Source organism: Priestia sp. VA7, assembly GCF_055710015.1.
Window position 1 is genome coordinate 44,066 of sequence record NZ_JBVQPN010000009.1, and the last position, 25,731, is coordinate 69,796.

General features: G+C 34.2%; 25 protein-coding genes and 1 pseudogene. 17 read left to right on the top strand and 9 right to left on the bottom strand.

The window, feature by feature from the left end; translation table 11 throughout:
- The first annotated feature begins 159 nt into the window (after nucleotides 1–159).
- The 4 genes from AC0C45_RS26170 to AC0C45_RS26185 all read left to right on the top strand — a co-directional run bounded on the left by AC0C45_RS26170 (nucleotide 160) and on the right by AC0C45_RS26185 (nucleotide 4,553).
- Nucleotides 160–849, top strand: coding sequence for a response regulator transcription factor (locus tag AC0C45_RS26170; protein WP_257064498.1), 690 nt, complete (start codon nucleotides 160–162; stop codon nucleotides 847–849).
- Nucleotides 850–863: 14 nt separating this feature from the next.
- A complete protein-coding gene (locus AC0C45_RS26175) occupies nucleotides 864–1,865 on the top strand; it encodes a sensor histidine kinase (RefSeq protein ID WP_237894560.1) in 1,002 nt (333 codons plus the stop codon).
- Nucleotides 1,866–1,951: 86 nt separating this feature from the next.
- On the top strand, nucleotides 1,952–2,716 hold the full coding sequence (locus tag AC0C45_RS26180) for an ABC transporter ATP-binding protein (RefSeq protein WP_237894559.1): 765 nt from the start codon (nucleotides 1,952–1,954) through the stop codon (nucleotides 2,714–2,716).
- On the top strand, nucleotides 2,691–4,553 hold the full coding sequence (locus AC0C45_RS26185; RefSeq protein ID WP_237894558.1) for an ABC transporter permease: 1,863 nt from the start codon (nucleotides 2,691–2,693) through the stop codon (nucleotides 4,551–4,553). Before AC0C45_RS26180 ends, AC0C45_RS26185 begins: the two co-directional genes overlap by 26 nt.
- A gap of 265 nt (nucleotides 4,554–4,818) precedes the next feature.
- Here AC0C45_RS26185 and AC0C45_RS26190 read toward each other — a convergent pair whose 3' ends face one another.
- The 6 genes from AC0C45_RS26190 to AC0C45_RS26215 all read right to left on the bottom strand — a co-directional run bounded on the left by AC0C45_RS26190 (nucleotide 4,819) and on the right by AC0C45_RS26215 (nucleotide 9,427).
- Entirely contained in the window at nucleotides 4,819–5,697 is an 879-nt protein-coding gene (locus AC0C45_RS26190) for an Rpn family recombination-promoting nuclease/putative transposase (protein WP_237894557.1), read from the bottom strand.
- Nucleotides 5,698–5,726: 29 nt separating this feature from the next.
- Nucleotides 5,727–5,816, bottom strand: a complete 90-nt coding sequence (locus AC0C45_RS26195; protein WP_472929045.1) for a DUF8096 family protein — start codon at nucleotides 5,814–5,816, stop codon at nucleotides 5,727–5,729.
- Nucleotides 5,817–5,907: 91 nt separating this feature from the next.
- On the bottom strand, nucleotides 5,908–6,477 hold the full coding sequence (locus AC0C45_RS26200; RefSeq protein ID WP_257064499.1) for a dihydrofolate reductase family protein: 570 nt from the start codon (nucleotides 6,475–6,477) through the stop codon (nucleotides 5,908–5,910).
- A 28-nt stretch (nucleotides 6,478–6,505) separates the two neighbouring features.
- The gene (locus AC0C45_RS26205; protein WP_237894555.1) at nucleotides 6,506–7,708 is read right to left on the bottom strand and encodes a macrolide family glycosyltransferase; all 1,203 of its coding nucleotides are present in this window, start codon (nucleotides 7,706–7,708) and stop codon (nucleotides 6,506–6,508) included.
- A gap of 107 nt (nucleotides 7,709–7,815) precedes the next feature.
- On the bottom strand, nucleotides 7,816–8,148 hold the full coding sequence (locus AC0C45_RS26210) for a YolD-like family protein (protein ID WP_237894554.1): 333 nt from the start codon (nucleotides 8,146–8,148) through the stop codon (nucleotides 7,816–7,818).
- A 13-nt stretch (nucleotides 8,149–8,161) separates the two neighbouring features.
- Nucleotides 8,162–9,427, bottom strand: coding sequence for a Y-family DNA polymerase (locus tag AC0C45_RS26215; RefSeq protein WP_237894553.1), 1,266 nt, complete (start codon nucleotides 9,425–9,427; stop codon nucleotides 8,162–8,164).
- 488 nt (nucleotides 9,428–9,915) lie between these two features.
- Between AC0C45_RS26215 and AC0C45_RS26220 the strand changes: the two genes are divergently transcribed.
- From AC0C45_RS26220 to AC0C45_RS26235, 4 genes are all read left to right on the top strand, one after another.
- The gene (locus AC0C45_RS26220; protein WP_306437929.1) at nucleotides 9,916–11,316 is read left to right on the top strand and encodes an alkaline phosphatase family protein; all 1,401 of its coding nucleotides are present in this window, start codon (nucleotides 9,916–9,918) and stop codon (nucleotides 11,314–11,316) included.
- A 91-nt stretch (nucleotides 11,317–11,407) separates the two neighbouring features.
- Nucleotides 11,408–12,160 carry a hypothetical protein gene (locus AC0C45_RS26225; protein WP_257064502.1) on the top strand — a complete coding sequence of 251 codons (753 nt, stop codon included), beginning with the start codon at nucleotides 11,408–11,410 and terminating at the stop codon, nucleotides 12,158–12,160.
- A 335-nt stretch (nucleotides 12,161–12,495) separates the two neighbouring features.
- Nucleotides 12,496–12,915, top strand: a complete 420-nt coding sequence (psiE, locus tag AC0C45_RS26230; RefSeq protein WP_237894550.1) for a phosphate-starvation-inducible protein PsiE — start codon at nucleotides 12,496–12,498, stop codon at nucleotides 12,913–12,915.
- 326 nt (nucleotides 12,916–13,241) lie between these two features.
- On the top strand, nucleotides 13,242–13,706 hold the full coding sequence (locus AC0C45_RS26235) for a hypothetical protein (protein ID WP_257064504.1): 465 nt from the start codon (nucleotides 13,242–13,244) through the stop codon (nucleotides 13,704–13,706).
- Between the two features lie 186 nt (nucleotides 13,707–13,892).
- Here the strand turns inward: AC0C45_RS26235 and AC0C45_RS26240 are convergent.
- Nucleotides 13,893–14,096: pseudogene (locus tag AC0C45_RS26240) on the bottom strand (KGG domain-containing protein); the annotation flags it as partial.
- A gap of 664 nt (nucleotides 14,097–14,760) precedes the next feature.
- Between AC0C45_RS26240 and AC0C45_RS26245 the strand changes: the two are divergent.
- From AC0C45_RS26245 to AC0C45_RS26275, 7 genes are all read left to right on the top strand, one after another.
- Complete coding sequence (locus tag AC0C45_RS26245) at nucleotides 14,761–15,060, top strand: DUF2089 family protein (RefSeq protein ID WP_257064507.1); 300 nt, start codon at nucleotides 14,761–14,763, stop codon at nucleotides 15,058–15,060.
- Nucleotides 15,060–15,332, top strand: a complete 273-nt coding sequence (locus tag AC0C45_RS26250) for a hypothetical protein (protein WP_257064509.1) — start codon at nucleotides 15,060–15,062, stop codon at nucleotides 15,330–15,332. The genes AC0C45_RS26245 and AC0C45_RS26250 overlap by 1 nt, the downstream gene beginning before the upstream one ends.
- A 184-nt stretch (nucleotides 15,333–15,516) precedes the next feature.
- Nucleotides 15,517–16,425, top strand: coding sequence for a hypothetical protein (locus AC0C45_RS26255; RefSeq protein WP_140451919.1), 909 nt, complete (start codon nucleotides 15,517–15,519; stop codon nucleotides 16,423–16,425).
- A gap of 167 nt (nucleotides 16,426–16,592) precedes the next feature.
- A complete protein-coding gene (locus AC0C45_RS26260; protein ID WP_472929047.1) occupies nucleotides 16,593–17,291 on the top strand; it encodes an aspartate/glutamate racemase family protein in 699 nt (232 codons plus the stop codon).
- 198 nt (nucleotides 17,292–17,489) lie between these two features.
- A complete protein-coding gene (locus AC0C45_RS26265) occupies nucleotides 17,490–18,275 on the top strand; it encodes a MerR family transcriptional regulator (protein ID WP_257064513.1) in 786 nt (261 codons plus the stop codon).
- A gap of 189 nt (nucleotides 18,276–18,464) precedes the next feature.
- Complete coding sequence (locus tag AC0C45_RS26270; RefSeq protein ID WP_472929048.1) at nucleotides 18,465–18,764, top strand: hypothetical protein; 300 nt, start codon at nucleotides 18,465–18,467, stop codon at nucleotides 18,762–18,764.
- Between the two features lie 881 nt (nucleotides 18,765–19,645).
- A complete protein-coding gene (locus tag AC0C45_RS26275) occupies nucleotides 19,646–19,897 on the top strand; it encodes a hypothetical protein (protein ID WP_237894332.1) in 252 nt (83 codons plus the stop codon).
- 232 nt (nucleotides 19,898–20,129) lie between these two features.
- On the opposite strand, the gene ltrA is transcribed toward AC0C45_RS26275, so the two are convergent.
- Nucleotides 20,130–21,779 (bottom strand): group II intron reverse transcriptase/maturase, encoded by a 1,650-nt coding sequence (ltrA, locus tag AC0C45_RS26280; RefSeq protein ID WP_280169297.1) that lies wholly within the window; start codon nucleotides 21,777–21,779, stop codon nucleotides 20,130–20,132.
- Nucleotides 21,780–22,490: 711 nt separating this feature from the next.
- Between ltrA and AC0C45_RS26285 the strand changes: the two genes are divergently transcribed.
- Nucleotides 22,491–22,988, top strand: a complete 498-nt coding sequence (locus AC0C45_RS26285; RefSeq protein WP_176585815.1) for a hypothetical protein — start codon at nucleotides 22,491–22,493, stop codon at nucleotides 22,986–22,988.
- 216 nt (nucleotides 22,989–23,204) lie between these two features.
- Here AC0C45_RS26285 and AC0C45_RS26290 read toward each other — a convergent pair whose 3' ends face one another.
- Nucleotides 23,205–24,611, bottom strand: a complete 1,407-nt coding sequence (locus AC0C45_RS26290; protein WP_237894330.1) for an FMN-binding glutamate synthase family protein — start codon at nucleotides 24,609–24,611, stop codon at nucleotides 23,205–23,207.
- 177 nt (nucleotides 24,612–24,788) lie between these two features.
- Between AC0C45_RS26290 and AC0C45_RS26295 the strand changes: the two genes are divergently transcribed.
- Complete coding sequence (locus tag AC0C45_RS26295) at nucleotides 24,789–25,538, top strand: YqjF family protein (protein ID WP_237894329.1); 750 nt, start codon at nucleotides 24,789–24,791, stop codon at nucleotides 25,536–25,538.
- Nucleotides 25,539–25,731: the final 193 nt, after the last annotated feature.

The window sequence follows — 25,731 nt, forward strand, 5'->3', positions numbered from 1 at the left end:
AATTAGCTCGCTTAATCTCATTTTATTCTTTAACTTAAATATGCCATTAATGAAAAATGTTCCTCCAGAAAAATAAGGATAAAACCTTTTAATTGTTTACGTGCTTTGAATTTATATATTTTGTATGGCATAATTTTCTAGAGAAAAAGGAGTGAAGAGATGCAGAAAATATTAATTATTGAGGATGATCCCAAAATCGCGGAGCACCTTCAGTCGTATATAGGGAAATATGGATTTAATGTCATCATCGTGGAGAATTTTGATAATGTTATGGAAGAGTTCCATAAGCAGAAACCAGAACTTGTATTATTGGATATTAATCTCCCTAGCTTTGACGGTTATTACTGGTGCAGGCAAATACGTAAGGAGTCTATATGTCCTGTTATATTTATATCTGCACGAGTAGGAGAGATGGATCAGGTGATGGCACTTGAAAATGGTGGCGATGATTTTATCACAAAGCCGTTTCATCCTGAAATTGTAATGGCGAAAATTCGTAGTCAGCTTCGCCGTGCTTATGGTGAATATGCATCACAGGTACAAGAACGAATTTTAGAGTTACAGGGATTAAAGCTATTCCCGGAAAGATTGGAACTGTCATTTCGTAATCAAACAATCCTGCTGTCAAAGAAAGAAACAGATATAATTGAAAGTTTACTAGAGCGATACCCTCGTGTTGCCGGTCGCGAAGACTTGCTAGAAAAACTATGGGATGAACAAGTCTATGTAGATGAAAATACGCTAAATGTAAATATAGCAAGGGTAAGAAAAAAATTTGAAGAAGTTGGACTTTCAGGGCTGGTAGAAACAGTGAGAGGTGCTGGTTATCGTCTAATCGTTACCTGGTGAAGGGTTGGAATAAAATGAAATTATTCTTTAGAGAGCATGCGGTTTTAATTGCTGTACAAATTGTACAATTCTTTGTGGTTCTTGCCATCTATTGGCTTGATGGCTATCGTCATCTGCTGCCAGCCTTCTATGCAACCTTTCTCGGTCTATTCTTTCTCGCAAGTTATCTTGCTTACCATTATTTAAGTCGCCGCAAGTTTTATAAGAGATTAACGAACGAACTTTGTTCCCTGGATGATTCCTTTCAAACGACAGAATCCTCTCCAATCTCACAGGCCCTTAATCATTTGCTAAAGGATCAGTACAAGCATTATCAAACAAGAATAAAAGAGTTGGAGTCAAAACAGGAGGAACATTTAAAGTTTATGGATCAATGGGTTCATCAGATGAAAACACCCCTTTCTGTCATTGAGCTTATTGCCCAAAATTTAGATGAACCTGACTCTTCGAGTATTCGTGAAGAGACGGACCGAATGAAAACGGGCTTAAATACCATCCTCTACATGGCAAGACTTCGGACCATCGAACAGGATTTTCATATCAAACCTGTAAACTTGTCCAAAATGATTAAGGAAGTAAATGGTGAAAATAAACGATTTTATATTCGGAACCATGTATATCCCAATGTCTTACAGCATAAGCGAGAAGTGGTCGTAGAGACGGATGAAAAATGGCTGTTCTTTATTCTTTCACAATTGATTAATAATGCAGTGAAGTATTCCAAAGGGAAGAGCAATAGAATTCATATTACCATTTTCGAAAAAGAAGGAGAGGCTGTTTTAGAGGTAAAAGACTTTGGTGTGGGGATTCCTGAAACGGACAAGCGCCGTGTGTTTGACCCCTTTTACACAGGTGAGAATGGAAGGAAATTCAGAGAATCAACAGGCATGGGACTCTATTTAACGAAGGAAGCAGCTAATCATCTTGGTCATCGAATTGAGCTTGAATCCAAGGTGGGGGAAGGGTCAGCATTTCAAGTGATTTTTGAAAAAACGCAAAACCTTACAGGGATGTAAGATAAGTGAAAGGAAAATCGATTTTTTGAGGTTGACATAAAAGATATACTAATCACAAGTTGATTGTATGGAAAGGAGAACTTGTGATGTTAAAAGTGAAACAAGTAAGTAAGGTTTATGAAGGGAAAATCGCCTATCGTGCGTTAACAGACATAAATTTAACCATTGATGAGGGGGAGTTTGTAGGAGTTATGGGTCCATCAGGGAGTGGAAAAACAACGCTCCTGAATATGATTGCTACAATTGATGAACCGACAACAGGAGAAATCCTGATCAATGAAAAGAACCCACATATATTAAAAAAAGATGCATTAGCAAAATTTCGCCGTCGCGAATTGGGCTTTGTCTTTCAAGACTTTAATTTACTTCATACCTTAACGGTTGAAGAAAATATTGTCCTGCCACTAACATTGGATGGAAAAAAAGTGAGTGAAATGAAGGAAAAGGCATACAAAATTGCTGAAAAATTAGGGATTACAGGCATTATGAAAAAACGGACGTATGAAATATCGGGCGGACAAGCGCAAAGAGCAGCTGTGGCGAGAGCGATGATCCATACTCCTAAGCTTCTACTAGCAGATGAACCGACAGGAAATCTTGATTCCAAGTCTTCAAAAGATGTGATGGAAATGCTTGAGTCTATTAATAAAAATGAGCAGACAACGATGATGCTTGTAACACATGATGCGCAAGCAGCGAGCTATTGTAACCGGGTCATCTTTATTCGTGATGGTAAGTTCTATTCAGAGATACACCGTGGCGATAATCGTCAGGCCTTTTTCCAAAAAATTATAGATACACTTTCTTTACTGGGAGGGGATGCACATGACCTTTCGACAGTTCGCGTTTAACAACGTTATACGTAATAAAAGGTTATATGCAGCCTACTTTCTTAGCAGTTTATTTACGGTTATGGTCTTTTTTACCTTCTCCATTTTCGCTAATCATCCTGTATTAAGTGAGGATGATATGAGCTCAAGTGTAACCACAGGAATGAATGCAGCAGCAGGAATTATTTATGTGTTTTCCTTCTTTTTTGTCTTATATTCAATGAGCTCTTTTTTACAGTCTCGGAAAAAAGAGTTTGGTTTACTAATGATGCAAGGTATGTCGATGAAACAAATTCGTTTGATGGTGTTCTTAGAGAATATGCTTATTGGATTTTTAGCAACACTAGGTGGTATACTCCTTGGCCTTGTTTTTGCAAAGGCTATTTTACTACTCGCTGAAAATGTGTTGATTATTGAACATGCGCTGTCTTTTTACTTTCCAGTTAAAGCAATTATAATCACTTTTTTCTCTTTTATGATTTTATTTTTCTTTATTTCCTTATTTGTTACGTATGTTCTGCGTAGTAAAAAGCTGATTGAATTAATAAAAGGAAATAAAATTTCAAAGGGTGAGCCAAAAGCGAATCTTTTTTTAACGCTGTTAGCTGTGCTTTTATTAGGATTAGGATATGGCGGTGCCTTATTAGCAAAAGGAGTAACGGTTGTAGCTGCAATGATCCCAGTTATCCTAGTTGTTTGTATTGGTACCTATCTGTTATTTACACAATTAAGTGTTTTTATTATTAGACGATTAAAGAAGAATGAACAAGTTTTTTGGTCTAAAACTAATATGTTGCTGTTTTCGGACCTGGCCTTTCGTATGAAGGATAATGCACGAACTTTTTTCATGGTAGCTATGGTTTCAACAGTCGCATTTTGTGCAATTGGTTCTTTATTCGGATTTCAAACCGTCCTTACATCAAGTATAAAATCTATAAATGCTAATACGTTTTCTTATAAAACATCTGAAAAAAATGAAGAAAAAAATGTTGCGTTTATCAACAAGACTTTAAAGGAAGAAAAAATTAAGACGGATTCAGCGCATACAGTACTGCGATCTTATGAAATCGGTGGGGATACGATTCTTATTGCCAATCAATCTGATTTCAACCAATTTGCTGCACTTATCGGGGGAAATCCAATTAACTTAAAAAACGGGCAAGTTATGGTCGTGGAATTTAAAGGTACAGACTTCGGACAAAAGAAAGACCTGCTAAGTAAAAAGATTACACTGAATACAGGTTCAACTTTAAAACCAAAAGAAGTCATTTACTCAAATGCCTTACCTGCCTCAGGTTCATATTATGTTGTGTCAGATGAAGATTATGAACAACTTCCTGAACCAAAGGATCAGCAAAGCTATTATGCTTGGCAAGCAACTGCTGGAAAAGAAAAGATAATGGCTGCCTCCGAAAAGCTATACAAGAAATTGGAAAGATATGAGATTACAGCAGTAGATTATGAAATATATGAAATCATGAAAGGATACGGCCCTATTTTATTTGTCGGACTATTTATTGGGATCGTCTTTTTCGTATCAGCTGGTAGTTTTCTATACTTTCGGCTTTACATGGACTTGGATGAGGATAAACAAAAGTTCAAATCGATATCAAAAATGGGATTAACTGATAAAGAACTAAAAAAAGTATTAAACAGGCAAACCATGATACTGTTTTTCGCGCCGATAATTGTCGCTCTCATTCATGGGGCTGTAGCCCTTACAGCGTTATCGAACCTGTTCTATTTTAATCTTTTTAAGGAATCCGTTATTGTTCTAAGTGTTTTCTTAGCTATTCAGATTGTTTATTTCTTTATTGTACGCTTTTTCTATACAAAGCAGATTAAAGCATCAATTTAAATTCAATACGGATACAAGAAGAAAGGGTCAGACTTTATCTGATCCTTTTTTAAAACATTAATTGATACTCACCAAAATAGGACCCTACAGTAAAGCAATCAGTAACCGAAATTCTTTTAGCTAAATCAAATATCAAACTAATAAATTTTCTTGCAAAACAATGGCTTTGTTATTTTTAAAATGACAACAAATAAGGTTCTAGATTATAATAAAAACTTCAACAAAAAGAGCAGTATCTTTACGACACTGCTCTTTTTGTTGAAGTTTATTGATGACGGAGCTTTTCGATTTCTTCTATAGAAAGACCTGTCAACTTACTTATTACGTTGCTAGCTATACCTTCTTGAATCATTCCAATAGCCATAGCTTTTATTGTTTCTTCTCTACCTTCTTGTTTCCCTTTTTTCTCAGCCCTCTTTAATGCCGACTTTTCATCTAAAAGGGCTTTTCTCCTCGCCTCATAAGCCAGTAAAACTTCTGGATCTTGACTCACACGTTCCCATTCATCCATCGCTTTCTTCAATATCTGATCTTCTTGCATCGCAATCTCCTCCAATACCTGAGTAATTTCTTCATCTTCCGATGCTTCAAGTAATAATAACCATCGCACAAGTTGATCTTCCCGTGGATCTACCTCTCTGTTGCGCCATTTAATTAATAGCTTAGGTAGCTCCATAAAATGAATTTCCAGCATATCGGTTAAGAGTAACTTCTGTTCGCGCTCATATAACTGAAAGGTAGAATGATAATCCATGATATGAGATAAATAACGGAAGTTCACAATGTTAATGGTAATCGTTTTACAAAGCTCTCCATAGTCCATGCCTTCTTTCATTTGACTACTATACATTTTGGACCAGTAATAGAGCGTTCGTTTTTCCATGTCATGCTTATTATTAAGTTGAATTTCAATGTTGACACGGCTTCCATCCTCTAATTGCGCATGTACATCTAAAATCGAGCGTTTATCTTCTTGGTTTTCTTTATTAAAATGAGGATCTAATAACTGAACCGTTTGAATCTTCTTCTCATCTGGAAAGCGAAGCGCTGCATTTAAAAAGGCAGCTAGAATGGATTCATTTCCATGTGTGCCAAATAGTGATTTAAACGCAAAGTCGACACGTAAATCTAATCGTTTCGTCATAATATCCTCCATCATCTCCATGTTTGATATTAGTATACCATGACATTATGAGTTCTTTCTATTTTGCAGTTATCGCACCGGCCACTAACCTTATCCGGAAATGCAGCATAGTCATACACTTTAGTAAGATCTATTTCTTACTCTTTTATTTCTTCCAGGTTGATCACTCTTTTCTGTTTACTCTTATTAAAACAGCTTTCTTGAATTTCATTAATTATCATTAAAGCGATAGCACAGCTGGATAACGCCAGAAGAAAACGTTTTTGTATTAACCAGTTTAAGGTTTAACCTTTGTTTTATGTCAATAAATAAAGGTTTCCCATCTCCCAAAACAACAGGATGAACCGATAATCTAAATTCATCTACAAGCCCTAAGTTTATAAAATTTGTAATAAGACTTGCTCCGCCATAGAGCCAGATATCCCTACCAGGCTTTTGCTTTAATTTATTTACTTCTTCCAAAATATTATCATTTATATATATTGCTTTATGATCAGACCTTTTTTGTGTCCTAGAAAAAACATACTTTTCTTTGCTGTGAACTAATTCCCACATTTCTTTTTCAGCATCAGAATCTCCAGTTTCTGGAGTGTATTCCCCCCATAAATCATAGCTTTTTCTTCCATATAAAATAGTATCAATTTGATTCAAGAAATGAGTAAACCCCATATCAGAGTCCATGACACACCAATCAATTTCTCCGTTTGGGCCCTCAATAAATCCATCTAAAGTAACTGCTAAATCTAAAATTATTCTTCTAGGTATTATGTTACTGGACATAAAATCCCCACCTTTACATGTTCTATATTTAAATATTGTATTGTCTTTTAAATGTGAAAATCTCATCTACAGCCTGCTGATATCCCCCTGATTTTTGAAAAGATTCTCTTATATCTGTTAGAGCTTTATGAAAGGAAGGATGTCCTAACACATAATCCACGGTTGTACACAGGTGACTTACAGTCAACCCTTGCATTTGTAACTTAATGCCAGCTCCAAGACTCTCAACTTGTTGAGCAATTACCGGCTGATCTGCGCTTTGTGGGATTACAATGAGTGGAATCCCATAATAGAGACCTTCATTGGTGCTATTCATTCCACCATGTGTGATAAATAATTTCGTGTACTTTAGCAATTCAGTTTGTGGAACGTAATTTTTCACAATAAAGTTTTTAGGAATCTTCCCTAAATCAGATAGTTTAGTTTTTCCACCAATAGACATAACAACGGTATAGTCAGTATTCTCAAAAGCCTTAAAGCAAAGTTTATAGAAATCAATTTCCTGATTAAAAACAGTACCTAATGAAATGTAAATGACACTTTTTCCTTTTAATACAGAAAAGTCGAAGCTTCCTTGTGCTTCCATTGCAGGAATGGATGGTCCTACAAACTTGTACGTTTGATCAAATGTTTCACGAAAAGGTTGAAACTCCCTAGTTGTATATACAATAGTAAGTGGGGCAGGATTGCAAAAAACTTCATAAGGAGAAGTGATTTTAACCCCATATTTTTCTTTAATCTTTCTTGTTAGGCTTTGAAACTCACTATTTATCCTGTTAGCATGTTCTGGAGGAATACTTTGCGAAAGGTGTTGGTACATTCTTTTAAATGATAGTTCATTTTGAGCAAAAGATGTACATGAATTAATTGCAGGGAGCTTTAGAATTTGGGAAAATAAATGTCCACAACCAAACATCGAATCGTGAATGATGTAATCAAAATGTTCTCCCTGGATTTGTTCAAGAACGCTAGGTATAATGATATCCGCCGTATGTAAAAGACCGTTGATTCTTTCTGGTAAATAATTTCTTCCACCTGAGATAAAGGCTTTTAAAAATTTTTGACCGTCAAATGTTCGTACATCAGCTCCTGTCTTTTCAATACGTTCTCGAAAAGCTTCTATTGAAAAGTATACTACCTCTTCTCCACGCGAAGTAAGCTCTTGTACAACTGCAATTGTTGGATTGATATGTCCTTCTGATCCACCATTAATAAATAGAACACGTGCCATTATAATCACTCCTTAAGTAAGATGTTTTCTAGATTTTATATAAGAGTAAGGAGCACTGCTGCAAACTTTTGCTTAACTTAAATAATGAAACTGAATTTATCCTAAGTTTAAACGAATCGAACATCAATTAGTTCACTTAACCTCATTCTATTTTTTAATTCGAATAATTCATCGATAAAAATAAACAAATTCCCCAGGGAATCAACAAATTGTATCAATCCCTTTTCTGTAATACATTGTCCCTTTTTGTAGTATGTAAGATAAACTTGTTTATTTGTATGTAAGGCTTCAATCAAGGTGAAATTCATCTGTTTCATTTGCTCTTCTGTTAAAACAGGTTGAGCTACTTCTGCTTGCTTATTTATTATTTCCTGTAACCCTATGTATTGCTCTGGCATAGTGGCGAATGGACGCCATTTTTTCATTCCTCTAGGTTCCATCTCTTTTTCCTCCTTACGCTTTATGGCCACCCATAAGGCCATTTCGATAACGAGCTGTTGAATGAGGAAGGTGGCTAGACGCACGGAGTACACTATTCTTGCCATAACGCAGCCGAATCTCATCAATCGTTTTGGCAAGAGCATAGGCTCTTTCACGCTGATCAATGTCCTCAAATAAGCTCATTTGCTCCTCTTCTTGAATGCTGGTATTGGATAAGGAAATGCCAATGGAGCGAATCGGCATTCCAGAATCATATGTATGTAAAATGGTTAAACAATACGGAAAGATATCTTGGCTTAAGTTCGAAGTTCTCCCCATTTTCTTTTGTCTCGAGAAGCCTCCACCTGTTTGTTTACTGTAGCCGATCGATAAATGGATCGTTTGAGCCACCACTTGATGCATCCGTAAGCGAAAACACACATCATCCAATAGCTCTAATAGCAATAACTCTACTTCTTTTCGGTTTGTATAATCGCGAAAGAGAATCTGACTTTTTCCAAAGGAACGAGAGCTAGGAATGTATACATCCGAAATACGACTGTAATCAATCCCATTCGCGTGTTGGTGCAACTCTTCGCCCAAGATACCAAATTCTTTTTGTAACATCTCCTTTGAAGAAAGAGCGAGTTCTTTTATGGAGTGAATGCCTAACCGGTGTAAGCGTCTTTCCGTAGCAGACGAGATTCCCCAGAAATCCTTCATCGGATGAATGGACCACAACTTAAAGGGAATATTCTCATATCGCCAATAGGCAACTCCTTTTGAACTATTCTTGGCCTCATGGTCTAAGCTCACCTTCGCCAGTAAGAGATTTGGACCGATGCCTGCGGTAGCTGTCAGCCGTGTCTTGCGATAAATCTCGTTGATGATTTTATGAGCTAATTCTTCTGGTGTTTGAGCGAATAAATGCAGAGAAGCTGTCGCATCAATAAACAACTCATCAATGCTATACGCATGAAAGTCTTCAGGCGCCACATACTGTAACACCAAACTAGAAATATAGTTCGAAGCCTTGATGTATCTCTCCATGGATGGATTCACCACATGGATATCTTTCCTTTTAGGAATTTCAAAGAGGCGACTTCCTGTTTTGATCCCTTCTTTCTTTAATAAAGGTGTGGCAGCTAACACAACAGATCCCGAACGTTTGATATCTCCTACAACCGCAAGCTTAGTTTTTAACGGATCTAATCCTCGTATGACTGAGGAAACCGAAGCAAAAAACGATTTCATGTCTATGCAAATAATGACTCTGTTTGGTAGCTGCCCATAATCCATTGGAAGTACTCCTCAATAAAGAACGTTTGTTCTTTATATTATATACGAACAAACGTTCTTTATTCAATGGAATATCATCCCTTTTCCCGATTATTGCTATTACTTATACTTCAACTTGACTTAAAAATGGTATATAAGTTATAGATCTTTATAAACTTTTCCTAGATTTTTTTAATCTTATCTTTCAAATTTTGATTTTCTACTTTCAATATAGAAGATTAATAGGTTAGGAACTACAAAAATTACGTAACTATAAAGTGCATAATATTAATAATTGGTTTCTAAAACACAGCAAATTAATAATGTTTACAACAACTTCATATGAAAAATAATTCTTTTTTGTTAATTTTGAGTAATTTTTCTCATTTATAAAAAGAATTCTCTCTGTTTTTAACACTTAATTTACAATTTATCAAAAATCTATTAATAAACCTTCTCTATAATTTTCATTAGGACATAAAATACGACAACAATTGGAGGTAACAACATTGTTTAAAAAGAAGTTAACGAAAAAGTTATTACCGGTAGCCGTTCTTTCAACAGTTGCTTTTAGTGGTTTAATTGGTGGTTTCTCACATGTAAGTGCAGAGGAATCTACTAATAAAAAAAGAACTAATAATGCAGAAATCAAAAATATTATTGTTTTAATCGGTGATGGCATGGGAGTTTCTTATACTTCTGCTCATCGTTACCTAAAAGACGATCCATCAACAAAAGTTGTTGAACCAACAACTTTTGATCAATACCTTGTTGGCCAACAAACAACTTATCCAGAAGATCCTGAGCAAAATGTAACTGACTCTGCTTCTGCCGCAACTGCTATGTCTGCAGGTATTAAAACGTATAACAGTGCGATTGCCGTTGACAATGACGGATCAGAAGCAAAAACGGTTCTTGAAGCTGCTAGAGAAGAAGGAAAAGCAACAGGTCTTGTTGCGACTTCAGAAATTACACACGCAACACCTGCTTCTTTCGGATCACATGATCACAGCCGTAAAAACATGAACTCAATTGCCGATGATTATTTTGACGAAATGGTAAATGGTCAACATAAAATCGATGTTCTTCTTGGTGGAGGTAAAAGCAACTTTAATCGAAAAGATCGTAATTTAACAGAAGAATTCAAAAAAGCTGGATACAGCTATGTGGAAAACCGTGAAGATATGTTAAACGATAAAAACAGTAAAGTGCTTGGTTTATTTGCTGATGGTGGACTTCCAAAGAAAATTGACCGCACAGAAGAAGTTCCTTCATTAAAAGACATGACAAACACTGCTCTTTCAAAATTAAACAAAGATAAAGACGGGTTCTTCCTAATGGTAGAAGGAAGCCAGATTGACTGGGCAGGGCATGACAACGATATCGTTGGAGCTATGAGTGAAATGGATGACTTTGAACAAGCATATAAAGCAGCAATTGAGTTTGCAAAAAAAGACAAACATACCTTAGTGGTAGCAACAGCTGACCACTCAACTGGTGGATATTCAATTGGTTCAGACGGTATTTATAACTGGTTCAGTGAACCAATCAAAGCTGCAAAGCGCACGCCTGATTTCATGGCTGAAGAGATTGCTAAAGGAGCAGGCGTTGAAGAAACATTAAAGAAATATATTGATCAAAATACCCTAGCCTTAACAGACCAAGAAATTCAATCTGTTGAAGACGCAGCTAAAACAAAGAAAGTTCTTGATATCGATAATGCGATTGAGAATATTTTTAACAAACGTTCTCACACAGGTTGGACAACAGGTGGACATACAGGTGAAGATGTTCCTGTCTATGCATTCGGACCATCAAGTGAAAAATTTGCTGGATCAAATGATAACACTGATATTGCAAAAAATATTTTTGATGTCTTAGATTATAATATTAAAATTCAAGATAAGTGAGAAATAATTGGATAGGATAAAGTGTATCCCGTTGCTTAAGTACAAGCAACGGGAACTTTTTTAGAATATAGAATCATACGGGGGAATCATCATGAAACACACTCTTTCTATATTATTTTTAATCATGCTGCTTGTTGGTTGTTCATCCAATGGCAGTCCTGAAAACAATGAAAAAAATGCAGCGAACGAAAACCAAACAGAAAATAATACAGACGAAAAAAATGATGAAACGAAACAGGAAAAGGATCAGGAAAAAACTGAGAGCAAAAGTGACGAGTATCAGCCTAATTCTCAAGTAACAGATGACCATTCATTGCAAAAAGTCGGTCAGACATATGCAGATGAAAAAGGTGAGGCTACATTAAAAGCAATTAAGCCTGTGCATAAAACTTATAAACTTGGTGAAATCGAATTAACAGTAAAAGAAATGAAACTGATTCACTTACGACCTGATTACAGTATGATTGATTATTTTCACGTCTTAACACATGACGAAGAGTTTGATTTTGTTAAAGTTTTCGTTGAGATCAAAAACAAGTCTTCAGAGAAAGTAAATTTTGCACCAATTGCCTTACTGAAAACGAATACAGGTGAAACATTTGATTGGCAAAAAGACATTTATCTTGAAGAGTTAAATGGTGAAATTGAAGGTAATGGCACGAAATTTGGAAATATTGGTTTTATTGTGAATGCAACAGGCGGTCATGCGCACAAAGAGGGGCACAATGAGTGGAACCACAAGGAAGCAAAGGATATTAAGTGGGTTGAAATAACCACAAGTGATGTATTTGATAAAAATGAGAAAAAAAGCAGCGAAGCACAAAAAATTAAAATTGAGTTTTAATAAAAGCTAACAATAGGTATAACCCATCTTTAAAGATGGGCTTTTTTTATAAAGTTACACTTCTATAAACGAGGTTAAATCTTTTGAAACTTTATCAAAGTATGGTTTGAACGGATGTGTCTTGAAAGGGACTCGCATAGTTGTTATGGGAGACAGGGTCAGTGATGCCCCTAACTTACCTGACTTAACTAATTTTGTATATTATATACGTCTTCATTTAGTGCAATATATGAATTTAAAAAAACATTCTAACAAACAAGCTGTAACGGCTAATGCTAAATCTAAAACGGGAGATATAATAAAGTAAAGAGTCTATGTATGTAGGAGGAATATTGATGATTCAACAAGACAAAAGACCGAACTTTAAGGTTTCGCACGTTCTACGGCTTATCTTAAATACAGCATTGATTTTACTAGCTGTTACTTTATCTGTTTTGCTTGGTAAGGAAATTTTCCATTTCATTCATTTCTCTATTTTTAATCGAGGAATTGAAACTCATTACAAAATTCTTGAAAGTATCTTAGTTTTCTTTTTGTATTTTGAATTCATTGCAATGATTGTAAAATATTTTCAAGAGAATTATCACTTTCCTCTACGCTACTTTCTTTATATTGGCATTACTGCATTGATACGTCTGGTTATTGTGGAGCACGATAACCCAGTTAATACACTTTTGCACACTTGCGCTATTCTTGTATTAACTATCAGTTACGCCATTATAAAGTTTTCATCAAAACAAAAAGAGAAATTCTAATTACGCCTTTTTAAAAATAGGATATCTTTTCGTTGTGCATTTTTGTGGAGAATACCAGTACGAAGGCTTTCAAGGGGATCTATGTGCTTTACATTTATATGCATAATTCACTTCCAAAAATTAACATTATGTTAACGAAGGATGTATATCTTATTCATCTTAAAAAACAGAAAAAACTACCTGCGCATAAGGTAGTTTTTTTCTCTAATTGGCATTTTAGAGATGATGCCTTACGGCGTCTTGAATAGTTTACTCAAGATATTGGGATTTTATAAATAAAATTATCCTTTTAGGACAAGTTAAAAAGAAAAAGGAATGTTTGTGAAATGAAGCGCTATAAAATTTATTTAATAGGAATGTTAATCATTCCGTGGTTTTCTCTTCCACTTCTAGGAAAGCAAACATTTTTAAAATTTTTCTTATCCTCTTTAGGTATTAATCTTTTAGCAGTAGGTGAAAGCTTTATAGCCCATAAGAAAAACTCATTTTGGTTTTATAAAAGGCTTCACCCTAAGCTTTTAGGAGATATCCCACTTATATTTGGCCCATTTATAGTCGGAAGCTTATGGATTTTCAAATTTACATATGGCCATTTCTTCAGATATATGGTCACTAATATAACCGTTGATTCCTTTTTCGTATACATAATAATGGATTGGTTTAAAAAGATCGGTTATGCTTCACTTATTCGCTTAAAAAAATATCAATTTTCATTTATATTCTTTGTTAAGGCAGTAGTATTGTATGGTCTTCAGAAAGCCATTGAGAAAAGATTAAATTTATTTAATTAGTAAGATCGGATTGAATTATAAATCTTTAATCTGCTGAAATTTTCGTTCTTATAACAGTGATTATAGTAACTAAAAAGGAATAAAGCATACAGACTAAAAATAGAAAAAACCACTTCTTGAAAAATCAGAAGTAGTTTTTTCTACTTATTTAAACAATGCCTCAATTTTATAGACAATTAATTAGTCGTTATTACGTTTGTTGTTGGATTTTCCACCCTTTTCACCAATCTCTCGGTAAAACTCTTTATCATGATTTTTGGCTGTTGCTTCTCCGCCTTTTTCGCCAATTTCTTGATAAAATTCTTTATCATGGTTTTTAGATGTTGCTTCTCCACCCATTCTTCCAGCTTCTTCACGGCTCATTTTGTCATTATTTTTATTAGTTGCCATTTTACATTCCTCCTAATAATTTTTGACTTGTTTATTGTCTTCCACTTTAAAAAGGAGTTAAACTATTTATCTTTGTTTTCCTAATAATTGAGAAACTTTTCCCATTTTCTATTTTATAGCCCCTTTTTTAAGAAAATCTTAATAATATTTCCTCATATGCTTCTTCTTTTAAGGTAAGGGTATCTATAAAGAACATTCTGTTAACAACAAAGGACAGTACATAGAGAATCTTGGATATTATTTATGTATAGAAAATGAAACATCTTGTAGCACTACTGATACATTATTTATTAAATAAGCATAACAGTGGTTTGCTTGAAGTACCAAGCACTTATGTATACAAAAAGCTCTCTAATAGATGAGGATTAGAGAGCTTTTTTATGCTGATGATAAGTTGCTATTTACTTATTCAATTTTAAAGGATCTTTCAATCTTAGTGCTTTACCCATGTCATTGAAAATAAAACATGAAATATGTTTATTTTTATAAAATTTATTTTATTTCCGGTAATCTGTTTTATGTTAACTAGATATCAATATTATACACATGCTAAACACTAATAAAATTAAACTTTGTTTTATTAGTGTTTTTAATTTTATTAAATAATACTTTAACTTTATTTAAGCATATGATATATTTTAAATAACGGAAGAGGTGGTTATATATGGATAAAAGGGACGTTCCTTCATGGATACTGTCGTTAGAAAGTGATGATTTAGAGTTTATAAGAAAGTTTGTATTAAATTCAGGTTCTTTAAAACAGCTTGCAAAAGACTACGAAGTATCCTATCCAACTGTTCGTATACGTTTAGATCGCTTAATACAAAAGATTGAAATAAATGAGGAACATGACAAAGAAGAACTAATTAACCTTGTTAAGAAGCTTGCTATTGAAGAAAGAATTAGTTTAGAAGATGCCAAGTTAATCATTGAAAAATATAAAGAAGAAAAGGAGATACAGTAATGCCTCATTTTTTAATTTTTGCGCTTATATTTGCTTTTCAATACTTTTTATCTACCAGAGCTAGTGTATATTGGGGAGCTATTATCCCAGGAGCTTATCTAGCATACTGTGGGTGGATATTTACAACTCACCAAGTTAACCATCCAATAAAAGTTGTTTTATTAATGTTATTAGGTTTAGCCATGTTCCTTTTAGAATGGGAAAAAGGAAGGAAATCGTTTAAAAAGAAGCAACAAAATGAATTAAACAAAATGAAAACCCAAGATATATAAAAGGAACCTTATAATGAAGGTTCCTTTTATATTGTTTCTTATAACTGCCATTATGATAACTATAAATGAATATATTATGCATTTTAATTTGCTTATATTTTTACTTTTAAATGGAATAAAAGGCAAAAATTATGATTTAATAGATATTGAAAATGTTTATTAAAAACGAACGGGGATTATTTAAATGCATAATATAAAATTCAATTATTTAACCGACTTATGTGCAAGGTATCAACAAGACAAATTTTTTATTGAAGAAATTCCACTCTCTATTTTATCCAAGGCAAATAAAAGGTTTAACATTTCAAATAATGAAGAAGTGGTTGCTTTTCTCGACTGTACGATATTTGGATCGGGGAAAATTGGTGTGTGTTTTACCGATAAGGGGTTAAGGTGGAAAAATCTAAGTGGTGAATTAGGCAATATTGAATGGACTGAATTCGGTAAAGTCAATCAAATTACAGTTCAAAATAATGTCGAAGTTCATTTCGACAATAGAAAAGCATGTTTAATAGGTGGAGGAAATACGTATCCAATCCCATTATTTATAGAACTTTTAACAAGTATAAGAGATTTCTTAAACGAATATTCGTACGAATTACTTGTAAAACCGCACAATGTTTCTTCTTCTGTAACGTATAATGACTTGATGAATATAAGTACATTATTTGAGAAATATGAAGAAGCTTTTGAGCCTAATAATGGCCTGTTAGTAAATCAGCATATTCCTTCAGATTTGAAAAAGAAAATAATAAAGTATTTTAATTTACAACCTAATAAAGAGATTGTTGCTTTTTTATGTACGTTTCCTTTAAAGAAGACAGACGGTATTATTATTGGTGAAAATGGAATTTATTTTAGAGAAACATTCATCTCTCTTTATTATCCCTGGTATGTATTCCGAACGTTGCCTTTATATTTATCAGAAGATGAGCTTAATATTGGGAAAGATAATATTTTTCATCTTACTCATGCCAAAATGGAAGGTACAGAGATTCTACTTTTTCTAAAAAAACTTCAAGAGTATGCTAATTCTGCTTATGAGAATGTTCCTGATGTAGTTGACCTCGACGCTGCTAACACTAAAATTTAAAAGTTACGTTATATATTAATTAAAACCCACTTCATAATAAGATGAGACCCTGAAGTGGGTTTTTGACGCTTCTTAGAAGCTACATTATGGTAACTACGATTATATATGATGTTAACCCTGAAAAAGCTTGGTTTGTGGTAATATTTTCTATAAAGGAGGTTGAGAAAATGAAAACAATAGGTTTATTAGGCGGGATGAGTTGGGAATCATCAGCTGAGTACTACAGAATTATCAATCAAACAGTAAATGAAAAGTTAGGAGGACATCACTCTGCTAAAAGTGTGATGTATTCTGTGGACTTTGAAGAAATAAAAAAATTACAACAGGATAATAGATGGGATGAAGCAACAGAATTAATGATTAAAGGAGCTCAATATATTGAAAAAGGTGGGGCTGATTTTTTAGTGATCTGTACAAATACTATGCATAAAATGGCAAATGATATTCAGAATGAGATTAGTGTTCCTATCCTACATATTGCAGATGCTACAGCTAAGAGAATAAAAGATAAGGGGATTAGTAGAGTTGGGTTGCTTGGAACAAAGTTTACAATGGAAGAAGACTTTTATAAAGGACGACTTATAGCTAACCATAATCTTAAAGTTAATATTCCAGGTGAAAAAGAGCGCCAAACTGTGCATGATATCATTTACAAAGAATTATGCCTAGGAAAGATTAACTTAAACTCCAAAAGTGCATATCAAAAGATTATAAATGGTTTAATTAACGATGGAATAGAAGGAGCTATATTAGGTTGCACTGAAATCTCTTTATTAATTAATCAAAATAATACCTCGCTACCTATCTTTGATACAACAGAAATACACGCACAAACCGCAGTTGATTGGGCGTTAGAGCTGTCCTAAAAACAACAGATAGAAATAGGCTAACTGCCCTATTCTTCAGAAAAAAGCCTTACTAGAATCCGTTTTATGTTAACTAAGTTTATTATCATAATAATACAAAACCTAAATTTTAAAAATTAACGCTTGAACCTCCAGTTACGTCAGGTATTATGATGAAATTAATTAGATTAATACTAGATTGTCAGGAGGTTATATAAGTTGGGTAATGATGTAAGTTTCTCAATTGGTAAATTTTCTAAGAAAACGGGTGTTTCAATAAGAACACTGCATTATTACGACGAAATAGGGCTACTCAAAGCTCAAAAAGACCTTAATTCCGGTCATCGCCTATATGAAGAGGATCATATAGTAAAACTTCAAAAAATCGTAGCATTAAAATTCTTAGGTTATAACCTAGAAGAAATAGGATTGATGCTAACAAATAAAAGTCTAAACTTAAACTTAGAGAACACTTTAATTCAACAGAAAAAAGCATTTGAGAAAAAAAAGGAGCATTTAGACAAAGTTCTGAAGGCAATTAATCAGACGATTTCTTTATTAGATGATCAAGAGGATGTTCCAAGTGAAATATTAATTAGTTTGATTAATAACATTCAAAATGAAGAAGATCAACGTACATGGCTTGAGCATTTCACTTCTAAAGAGATTGCGGATAAGGTTTATAATAAATCTGACGAGGAGAGTTTGTCCTTAGATAAAGAATTTATTTATTTATCGAGAGAAGTGAAAAGGTTAGTTGGAAAACCAGTTCATGATCCAGAAGTACAAGAGTTGGCAAATAAGCATTTGCAGGCATCTCTTAAATACGTTGGTGAGGAGGCTATGCATGCCTTTGGAGAATTAGAGGATGAGGAGATAGGAGATTTTCAAAGTATGATAGCATCTCCTTATACAGAGGAAGAAGAAAAATGGTTAGACCAAGTGATAGAATATTATATGGTTCAAAATGGAATGTATAATCCCAACCAACATAAGGGTAAATAATTTCTTTTAAGCTAACTTATTAGCCAAGATAGTTAAAGAAACCTATAGAATTTTCTATAGGTTTCTTCTGCTACCTAGAAATAACGTTATGGTAACTAGAAATATAATACACTTCAAGAAAAGGTATTTATTTCCTTTTATCCTGTATATTATAATGAATATGCGTTGCTAAAAATAGGAGGAAATTAGATGGAGAAATTCTTTAAAAATGCTTTAAAGGTATCAATAGCCTCTTTAGTCATATCGATAACTTTATATATAGTTATAATTGCATTTTTTCTTTTATCAGTTGTTACAGCAAATATTTTTGGTACTGTGATTAAGATTATTGTGCCTATTTTAATTTTAGTTACAATACTCGGGTTTATTTATTCTTTCTTTATCAAAGGTAAACAGAAAATCCCTTTTTTAACATTACATTTTGTTTCCTTATGTGCTCTTTCGTTTGGTATCTATCTTGCAGTCAGTTTTCAAGGGTTTGCGCCTTAATAAATATTTACATAAAAAAAGAACCCTTTGCTCATATAGGCAAAGGGTTTTCAAATTTATCGGAATAGGGGGAATACATTATTAGTCTGGCCAGATTTATAGATTCATATACATATACCTTTTAAAAAAATATTGTCTTTCACTATATTTAGAGTAAATAACCTTGTTTACGTTTTATTGTTTGTTAAGTAAATATTAAATCACTTCATTTATTATTAAGATTTTACTATTTACAGTTAGTGACGACAAATACAACGTTTTTCTACAAGATAGGTAAATGATATAACTATCTTTAATAAAATACGTTAAGTATTACTTCTATTAATAACGTTAAATCAAATTTACTTATAAATCTATACCTCTTTTAATCTCGTATCATTTTCTATAAGATTATACGATTTATATATATATATATATATAGAATAACTTCGTATTTGTCGTCATTAAGTGTAAATAGTAAAACATTAATAATATATGAAATAAATTAGCGTTTACTTAACTAACAAGATTACTTAAATAAAGGTATTTTCTAATAAAAGAGTCAATTACACCGTTTATTTTTAAAGATATATGTATATGAATCTACAAATCTAGCCAGACTAATAACGTATTCCCCCTATTCCAATAAACTTAAAAAACCTTTGCTTATATAAGCAAAGGTTTCTTTTTTTATTAAGCACAATTCATTTTTGCCTAATGTACCTTATAGATAGTGAAATTAAATATTAATAGCCACACCTAGAACTAGAGATGGCGCCAATTTCTAAAAATATTCAAATATTTGTTTGATTATTTTTAGAAATTAGACCTAAATTCACATGGGACAAACATATGCTGGGTAACAGAGGATAGTATACGGTTGATGCAAAAGGGGGAAATACATGACATATCTTAAAGTATTGAAAGTGTTTTATGTGCTTTTGGCTGTAGTGGGAGCAATTCTAGCTATCGCTTCTTACTTTCAGCATTCACTTTATTTGAAGTCATTTGGCCTTGTTTTGTTAGGGTCATCGCTTGTTTTTAATAGTTACACTACCTATTTAGAGTGGAAAGGAAGGGGCCCCTTTCTTTACATGGCCATAGGTTTAATAGTGATTGTCATAGCTATAGGTGGTTTTACTAATGCATGGTAACTATATTTGTTAATGAAGAAAAATCTAGATAGTTAATATTATAGATTGAACATTTTAGCTTCTAGCATCTAAGAACAACCAAGCTATCCTCATTTCTAATAAAGTTGTCTTTCTAGGATTAATTTTAGTTAAGTCGGGTAGGCAGGCACTCTCACGAGTGCCCGCCCCCCTAAGAACCGTACGTGACAGATTTCCCGTCATACGGCTCAAGCCTTCTTTTTATCCAAACAACCTATTTAATACAGGGTACATGTACTAATTTAGCAAATTCACCTGTAGAAACCTCTAGGTTTCGCACTGTAACTTTCTCTCCATTTTGTAGAGTCTGTTTACACAACGCACAACGATATCCTTGTTTTCTTGCGAGTTTCATCCTATCTAAAGTATTTTCGCTATTAAAGACCTTACGGTCTCTTTTTTTCCAATACTCTCTTAGACTTGGATCATCTGGGCTGTTTTTATAGGCTACCATGACATGCCGTTCTATCTTAATCCAGGACATCTTTAACAATTGAATGTTAGTAACTGGACATGTGAGAATCCATTTATTATTTCCACCGTGGTGGGGCTTCTTAAAATAACGCTGGCTAATCCATTTTCTCGACTTCTTTGGATGCAATTGTTTCAAATGCTTTCTCACTTTTAGGAAAATATAATTGTCCATGTAGCTGTAAGTCTTTTTGGATACGACATGTTTCCAATACTGTCCGTAGCCACGAATAATCGGGTTTAAAACACGTATTATTTCTTTTACTGGTCGTCCTCTCATCACAGAGAACGTATCCTTTATCTTGTTTTTAGCCTTTTTAATGCTGTCTCTGCTAGGTTTGATAAATAATTTTTTTCCTTGTCCCGTATTATATTGACGCAGCGAGAAGCCAAGAAAATCAAACCCGTCCTCAATATGTGTAACCCTAGTTTTATCCATACTAAGTGTAATTCCTCGTTTTTGTAGGTAAGGAGCGAGGTTTCGATACATGCTTTCCGCGCTTTCCTTCGTTTCCGTTACGATGACGAAGTCATCTGCGTAGAGAACACGTCCTATCTTACATTTTGGGTCAATTGCGTATCCTCCGTTTGGTTTGTATGTCTTTTTATAAACAATACCAATCTCTTCTTCCATACCGCATAAAGCGATATTAGCTAGAAGGGGAGACACGATCCCCCCTTGAGGGGTTCCTTCTGTTATCGTACGAAGCATATCCTGCTCTATGTATCCCATTTTAAGCCACCTTTTAATGAGAATGTTTCCCGGAAACATAGATGTTTGTTCCACTATCCACTTATGATTAAGATGGTCGAAACATCCTAAAAAATCTCCTTCGAATACCCACTTTTTTTTGCTATTGGTGTTAAGCTTCTTAAAAAGATTACTTATTGCATCATGCGTACTTCGTTTAGGACGAAAACCGTAGGAAGTAGGTTCAAATTTAACCTCCCATTGGGGTTCAAGTGCGTTTTTTACTACGTTTTGATAGACTCGGTCTCGCATCGTAGGAATACCCAAAGGTCTTAGCTTTCCGTTTTTCTTCGGAATAAACGTTCTTTTTGCTGGATTTGGACGATGTCGAAAGACATTGCATTGAACTAGTTGTTGATAAAGTTTGATACGTTCGCTTGGTTTTGAGGCCGTATAGCCATCTACACCAGGTGTTCGCTTACCGTTATTTTGTTGTGTTACTCTGCGAATAGAAAGCAGTAGATTTGCTTTACTCCGAAGGAGTAAACGTTGAAGTTTTCTTACTTTTCTTTGTTGATTTTGTTGTTCGGCACGATAAATTCTTTGTCGTAACTTCGCTACATATTTTTGTATAATACTCCAATCAATAGAGTACCAATCTTTATGCGAGACGTGCGCCGACGCTCGTAGAGAGGTATTCATAACAGCACGCTCCTTTTCGTTAGAAGATAGCCACAAATTTGTTTTCGTGTTGAAGACCAGTGAGAAGTGGGCGCTCTTTCGAGCCTGCTATTGTCTATAAAGACGACAGTATCCGTCCAGTTATACAATATTCTTGTTTTCCTGTTCTCTTTCGAGATAACGGCTTTCGCTTTTTCTCACGTCCCATACCCTCTGCCACTTCGTTTGACTTTACAGTCATCCTACTGCTTATGCAGATGACATAGGGCTTACCAAGTTCCACATTCTACAGATACGATAGGGGTAGGCAGGTTCTTTACTCCGGGTAAGATGCGGGACGCATCAGAGTAGCTTTATGATTCTACTTTTCCTCTTACCAAGACCCAAGCGAGACTTATGCATTATCTTGAGCTAACACTGACGAAGCTTACAAACCTTCACTTTCGTTTACCATACCTATCTTCTCCTAGCAGTATTCTGGACCATGCATTTGTCCTCTGTTTCCACATTTCCTCATGCAACCGACAGACTCGTTACCAAGAATGCCGTTTCTGATGGAGATCATCTTCGCGTCTAGATGAGTAGCGTTAGTTACACTGTAAGAAAGCGACTTCTTGTCGCACCATAAAGCATATTATAGGTAGCAGATAAAATCCTAAAATCTAATTATTTAAATGAATTTTGATAATTAGGGGAAAATAAATATATCTTTAAAAAAAGAGGTATCTAATTATGCACTCAATCATCAAAAATTTAGATTTATCTGCAAGAGGAATTTGGTTTCCCATCTCTGTAGCTTTTCTATTATTATTATTTGCCCTTTTCATGCCTAAAAGAGAAATTAACTGGCTAGAATTTTATATTACTTTTGGAGTTGTAGGTTATGTAGCTTGGAATTCTGATACGGTAGTGGGGAGAATGTTAGACTGGGTGGATCTAGGTAACCCTAAAATTACGGGACTTGGTGAATTTGTGAGTTATAATTTTATTCCTACGTCACTTTCTGTTATCTATCTAAACTACTTCAAAAAAAACAACAAATGGATCCTTGTTCTTCTTTTCACCTTATTATCAACTTTAATTGAATGGCTAATGATACAAACAGGGTATTTAAAGATGAAAAATTGGAGCTTTTTTATTTTCTCTATAATTGCCTATTTGATTGTATTCAGTATTATTCTTCCTATTCACATAGAAGTTATAAAGAAAAACTTACTCCATAACAAATAAAATTCTTTATTTATGAGTAAACTACTCAAGATGCAATAGAGCATCATCTAACGACTATTGTTAATTCAACTTAAAGAAAAAGGCTATCTCTTTTGACTGGGAAGAGATGGTCCTTTTCTATTTTCAGACTGTATAGGCTATACAATCTTAGTTAACCTAAACGGCTTCTAGGAATTAATTACAAACCTATTATACTAATAAGCAACCTTAAGGAATTTAATGACTTTTATCTTCCCATGGTTCGAATGAAAATGGAACTCCCACCATTTTAGCAGTCAGTTCATCGTAAGACACCAGATCCTTTTTTGACAATTCTTTTAATGAGCGTTTTCCCATTGCTCTTAATGCCATTTTCATTTCTTCTGTACTTGCTGTTAAGAACTTCTCTGCTGCTTTTACTCCTTCTTCAATCTTAAATTGATCCTTGAATTTCCCTTGATTCCAAACGACTTGTGTAGGCGGTTCAAATGGAAGGGGATTCAATGATTGAGTATGAGAGACGGTAAATAACATAGCAGATCCTACATATACTGCATCGGCTCCAAGAGCGATTACTTTTAAAAAATGCCCGGGTACTAGGAGGCCGCCAGAGGCAATTAAACTAATTTTCCCTTTCATGTTTCTCTTTTCTAAATGATTGGCAGCCCTGACAATCGCATGAAGGGTTGGGATTCCAAAGTCGTCGGCTAAAATAGGTGGGGCACCTAATGTAGCTGCTTGTCCCCCATCTACCGCAATATAATCAATACCAATGTCAATTAAATGATCGATGTCTTCTTCAATTTTCCCACCAGCTCCCATTTTGGCCCCAATGGGAACCCCACCAGACAGCTCACGAAGTGTTTCAACAAGTTCTTTCAAATCATCTAAAGTTTGGTCTTCAAAAAAATTATCGTAAATTACTGCATCCTCGTTTTCCTTTAGTCCCATCACTTCACGGGCACGTCCTGTTAAATTTTTAGGTGAAATCTTCCCACCCGTTCCTGCTAAAGCACCTTGCCCAAATTTAACTTCAATCATATCGGCTCTTTTAAATAGCTCTTCTTCTTTTGACCAATCTGTTTTTGAAAACTGTAAAATATACTTTCCAGCTTGGTTTAATTCTTCAGGTAAGACCCCACCTTCCCCAGAATTAATCGCTGTTCCCACATTATTCGCTGCTTCAGCCAAAGAAAGTCTTACTTCTTCACTAAGCGCAATACCATATGCCATTCCACTGATCATAAGTGGAATTTTTATTTTCATTGGTTTTTTTGCTTTTGGACCAATGGTAACGACAACGTCTACATCTTCCTCACCATCAACTGGAAATGGTGACGTTTGCGCAGGGATAAAGGTAAGTTGATCCAAATGCGGCCATTTTTTGGAAGATCCAAGTGGACGATGGAGGACATCACCTGTCGCTGCACGCAAACTATTTTCTAGCATATTTTGAATACCCATATGCCGAAGTCCTGGCATCAATTCCATTATATTTTCTTGATAACTATCGGTTAAAACGATTTTTCCCATTTGCTTCACTGTTCGTTTTATTATCCAGCGCCAACCAAAAAGAACGAATAAAAAAAAGACAAGTATAAGTGCCATCATCGCAAAGGTCAAATAATAAAAAATGTTCGACATATTTATTACTCCATATTTAGCGTATTTTCAATAAGTAAGTTTACAATTCTTATTTTATCCAAAAAAGAGAAATTATATAAAGAAGAGAGTTTGAAAATATTTGAGCTCTTTACATTCCTAATTGTATAAAAGTTTCACTTTCAACCAAACTATGGATATATATAAGGGGGTGATTTCATGAACATAATAAAGGATGTTATTTATCAGTCTTATCCATTAGCTTCAAAATATTGGATTATGCGGCAAACTTGGAGTAATCTATTGTTTTTACATTGGCCTATTCCACTAAAAAAACTTCGGCCATATGTTCCTTCTTCTCTACAAATTGACACCTTTAATGGATCCGCATGGATAGGTGTCATTTTATTCGTTTTAGAGGGAATCTATCCCCGTGGAATATCATCTATTTCCCTAACCCCTAAATTTCCAGAAATCAATGTAAGGACATATGTTAAACGTGATGGTAAGCCCGGTATTTACTTTATGTCTATTGACGTTGGGAACTGGGCTTCCTTAAACATTGCAAAGAAATGGTATCGATTGCCCTATCATTCAGCGCAAATTTCTTTTCGAAAAGAAGGTCAAACCTTTCACTGCCAGAGTAGTCGTAAAGGAAACACGAATACTCCTATATCCTTCAAGGGTAAATATGCTCCCGTATCTGAAATTTATTTTTCAAAAGAAGGAACCCTTGATCATTGGTTAACTGAGCGATATTGTCTCTATAGTTCGAATAACGGAGCCGACATCTACTCTGGTGAAATACACCACCAGCCTTGGCCGTTACAAAAAGCAGAGATAGAAATATTCAGGAATAACCTTTTTATACCTTTTCATTTTAACCTTTCTGAAGTAGAACCGATCGCTCATTTCTCCGTAGGTGTGGATTCGCTAATATGGAATATTAAGAAAATAAGAAACAAATAAAAATCATTCAATCGGAATCCAGATGTATTCCAAACTTAGGGATGATCTATAATTTATATTTACACAAAAGTAAAAATGCATTTATTGGAAATGTGAAGTGATAAGGAATGCTCTCATAATAGTTAAAATTTAAAAACTGTAAAATTATTTATTATAGACTAAACTCCCCTTTTATCAGGAGAGCGTAAAATAT

Coding starts and splice junctions, on each gene's coding strand:
- AC0C45_RS26170 (WP_257064498.1), top strand. CDS start 160: ATGCAGAAAATATTAATTATTGAGGATGATCCCAAAATCGCGGAGCAC.
- AC0C45_RS26175 (WP_237894560.1), top strand. CDS start 864: ATGAAATTATTCTTTAGAGAGCATGCGGTTTTAATTGCTGTACAAATT.
- AC0C45_RS26180 (WP_237894559.1), top strand. CDS start 1,952: ATGTTAAAAGTGAAACAAGTAAGTAAGGTTTATGAAGGGAAAATCGCC.
- AC0C45_RS26185 (WP_237894558.1), top strand. CDS start 2,691: ATGACCTTTCGACAGTTCGCGTTTAACAACGTTATACGTAATAAAAGG.
- AC0C45_RS26190 (WP_237894557.1), bottom strand. CDS start 5,697: ATGACGAAACGATTAGATTTACGTGTCGACTTTGCGTTTAAATCACTA.
- AC0C45_RS26200 (WP_257064499.1), bottom strand. CDS start 6,477: ATGTCCAGTAACATAATACCTAGAAGAATAATTTTAGATTTAGCAGTT.
- AC0C45_RS26205 (WP_237894555.1), bottom strand. CDS start 7,708: ATGGCACGTGTTCTATTTATTAATGGTGGATCAGAAGGACATATCAAT.
- AC0C45_RS26210 (WP_237894554.1), bottom strand. CDS start 8,148: ATGGAACCTAGAGGAATGAAAAAATGGCGTCCATTCGCCACTATGCCA.
- AC0C45_RS26215 (WP_237894553.1), bottom strand. CDS start 9,427: ATGGATTATGGGCAGCTACCAAACAGAGTCATTATTTGCATAGACATG.
- AC0C45_RS26225 (WP_257064502.1), top strand. CDS start 11,408: ATGAAACACACTCTTTCTATATTATTTTTAATCATGCTGCTTGTTGGT.
- psiE (WP_237894550.1), top strand. CDS start 12,496: ATGATTCAACAAGACAAAAGACCGAACTTTAAGGTTTCGCACGTTCTA.
- AC0C45_RS26235 (WP_257064504.1), top strand. CDS start 13,242: ATGAAGCGCTATAAAATTTATTTAATAGGAATGTTAATCATTCCGTGG.
- AC0C45_RS26245 (WP_257064507.1), top strand. CDS start 14,761: ATGGATAAAAGGGACGTTCCTTCATGGATACTGTCGTTAGAAAGTGAT.
- AC0C45_RS26250 (WP_257064509.1), top strand. CDS start 15,060: ATGCCTCATTTTTTAATTTTTGCGCTTATATTTGCTTTTCAATACTTT.
- AC0C45_RS26255 (WP_140451919.1), top strand. CDS start 15,517: ATGCATAATATAAAATTCAATTATTTAACCGACTTATGTGCAAGGTAT.
- AC0C45_RS26260 (WP_472929047.1), top strand. CDS start 16,593: ATGAAAACAATAGGTTTATTAGGCGGGATGAGTTGGGAATCATCAGCT.
- AC0C45_RS26270 (WP_472929048.1), top strand. CDS start 18,465: ATGGAGAAATTCTTTAAAAATGCTTTAAAGGTATCAATAGCCTCTTTA.
- AC0C45_RS26275 (WP_237894332.1), top strand. CDS start 19,646: ATGACATATCTTAAAGTATTGAAAGTGTTTTATGTGCTTTTGGCTGTA.
- ltrA (WP_280169297.1), bottom strand. CDS start 21,779: ATGAATACCTCTCTACGAGCGTCGGCGCACGTCTCGCATAAAGATTGG.
- AC0C45_RS26285 (WP_176585815.1), top strand. CDS start 22,491: ATGCACTCAATCATCAAAAATTTAGATTTATCTGCAAGAGGAATTTGG.
- AC0C45_RS26290 (WP_237894330.1), bottom strand. CDS start 24,611: ATGTCGAACATTTTTTATTATTTGACCTTTGCGATGATGGCACTTATA.
- AC0C45_RS26295 (WP_237894329.1), top strand. CDS start 24,789: ATGAACATAATAAAGGATGTTATTTATCAGTCTTATCCATTAGCTTCA.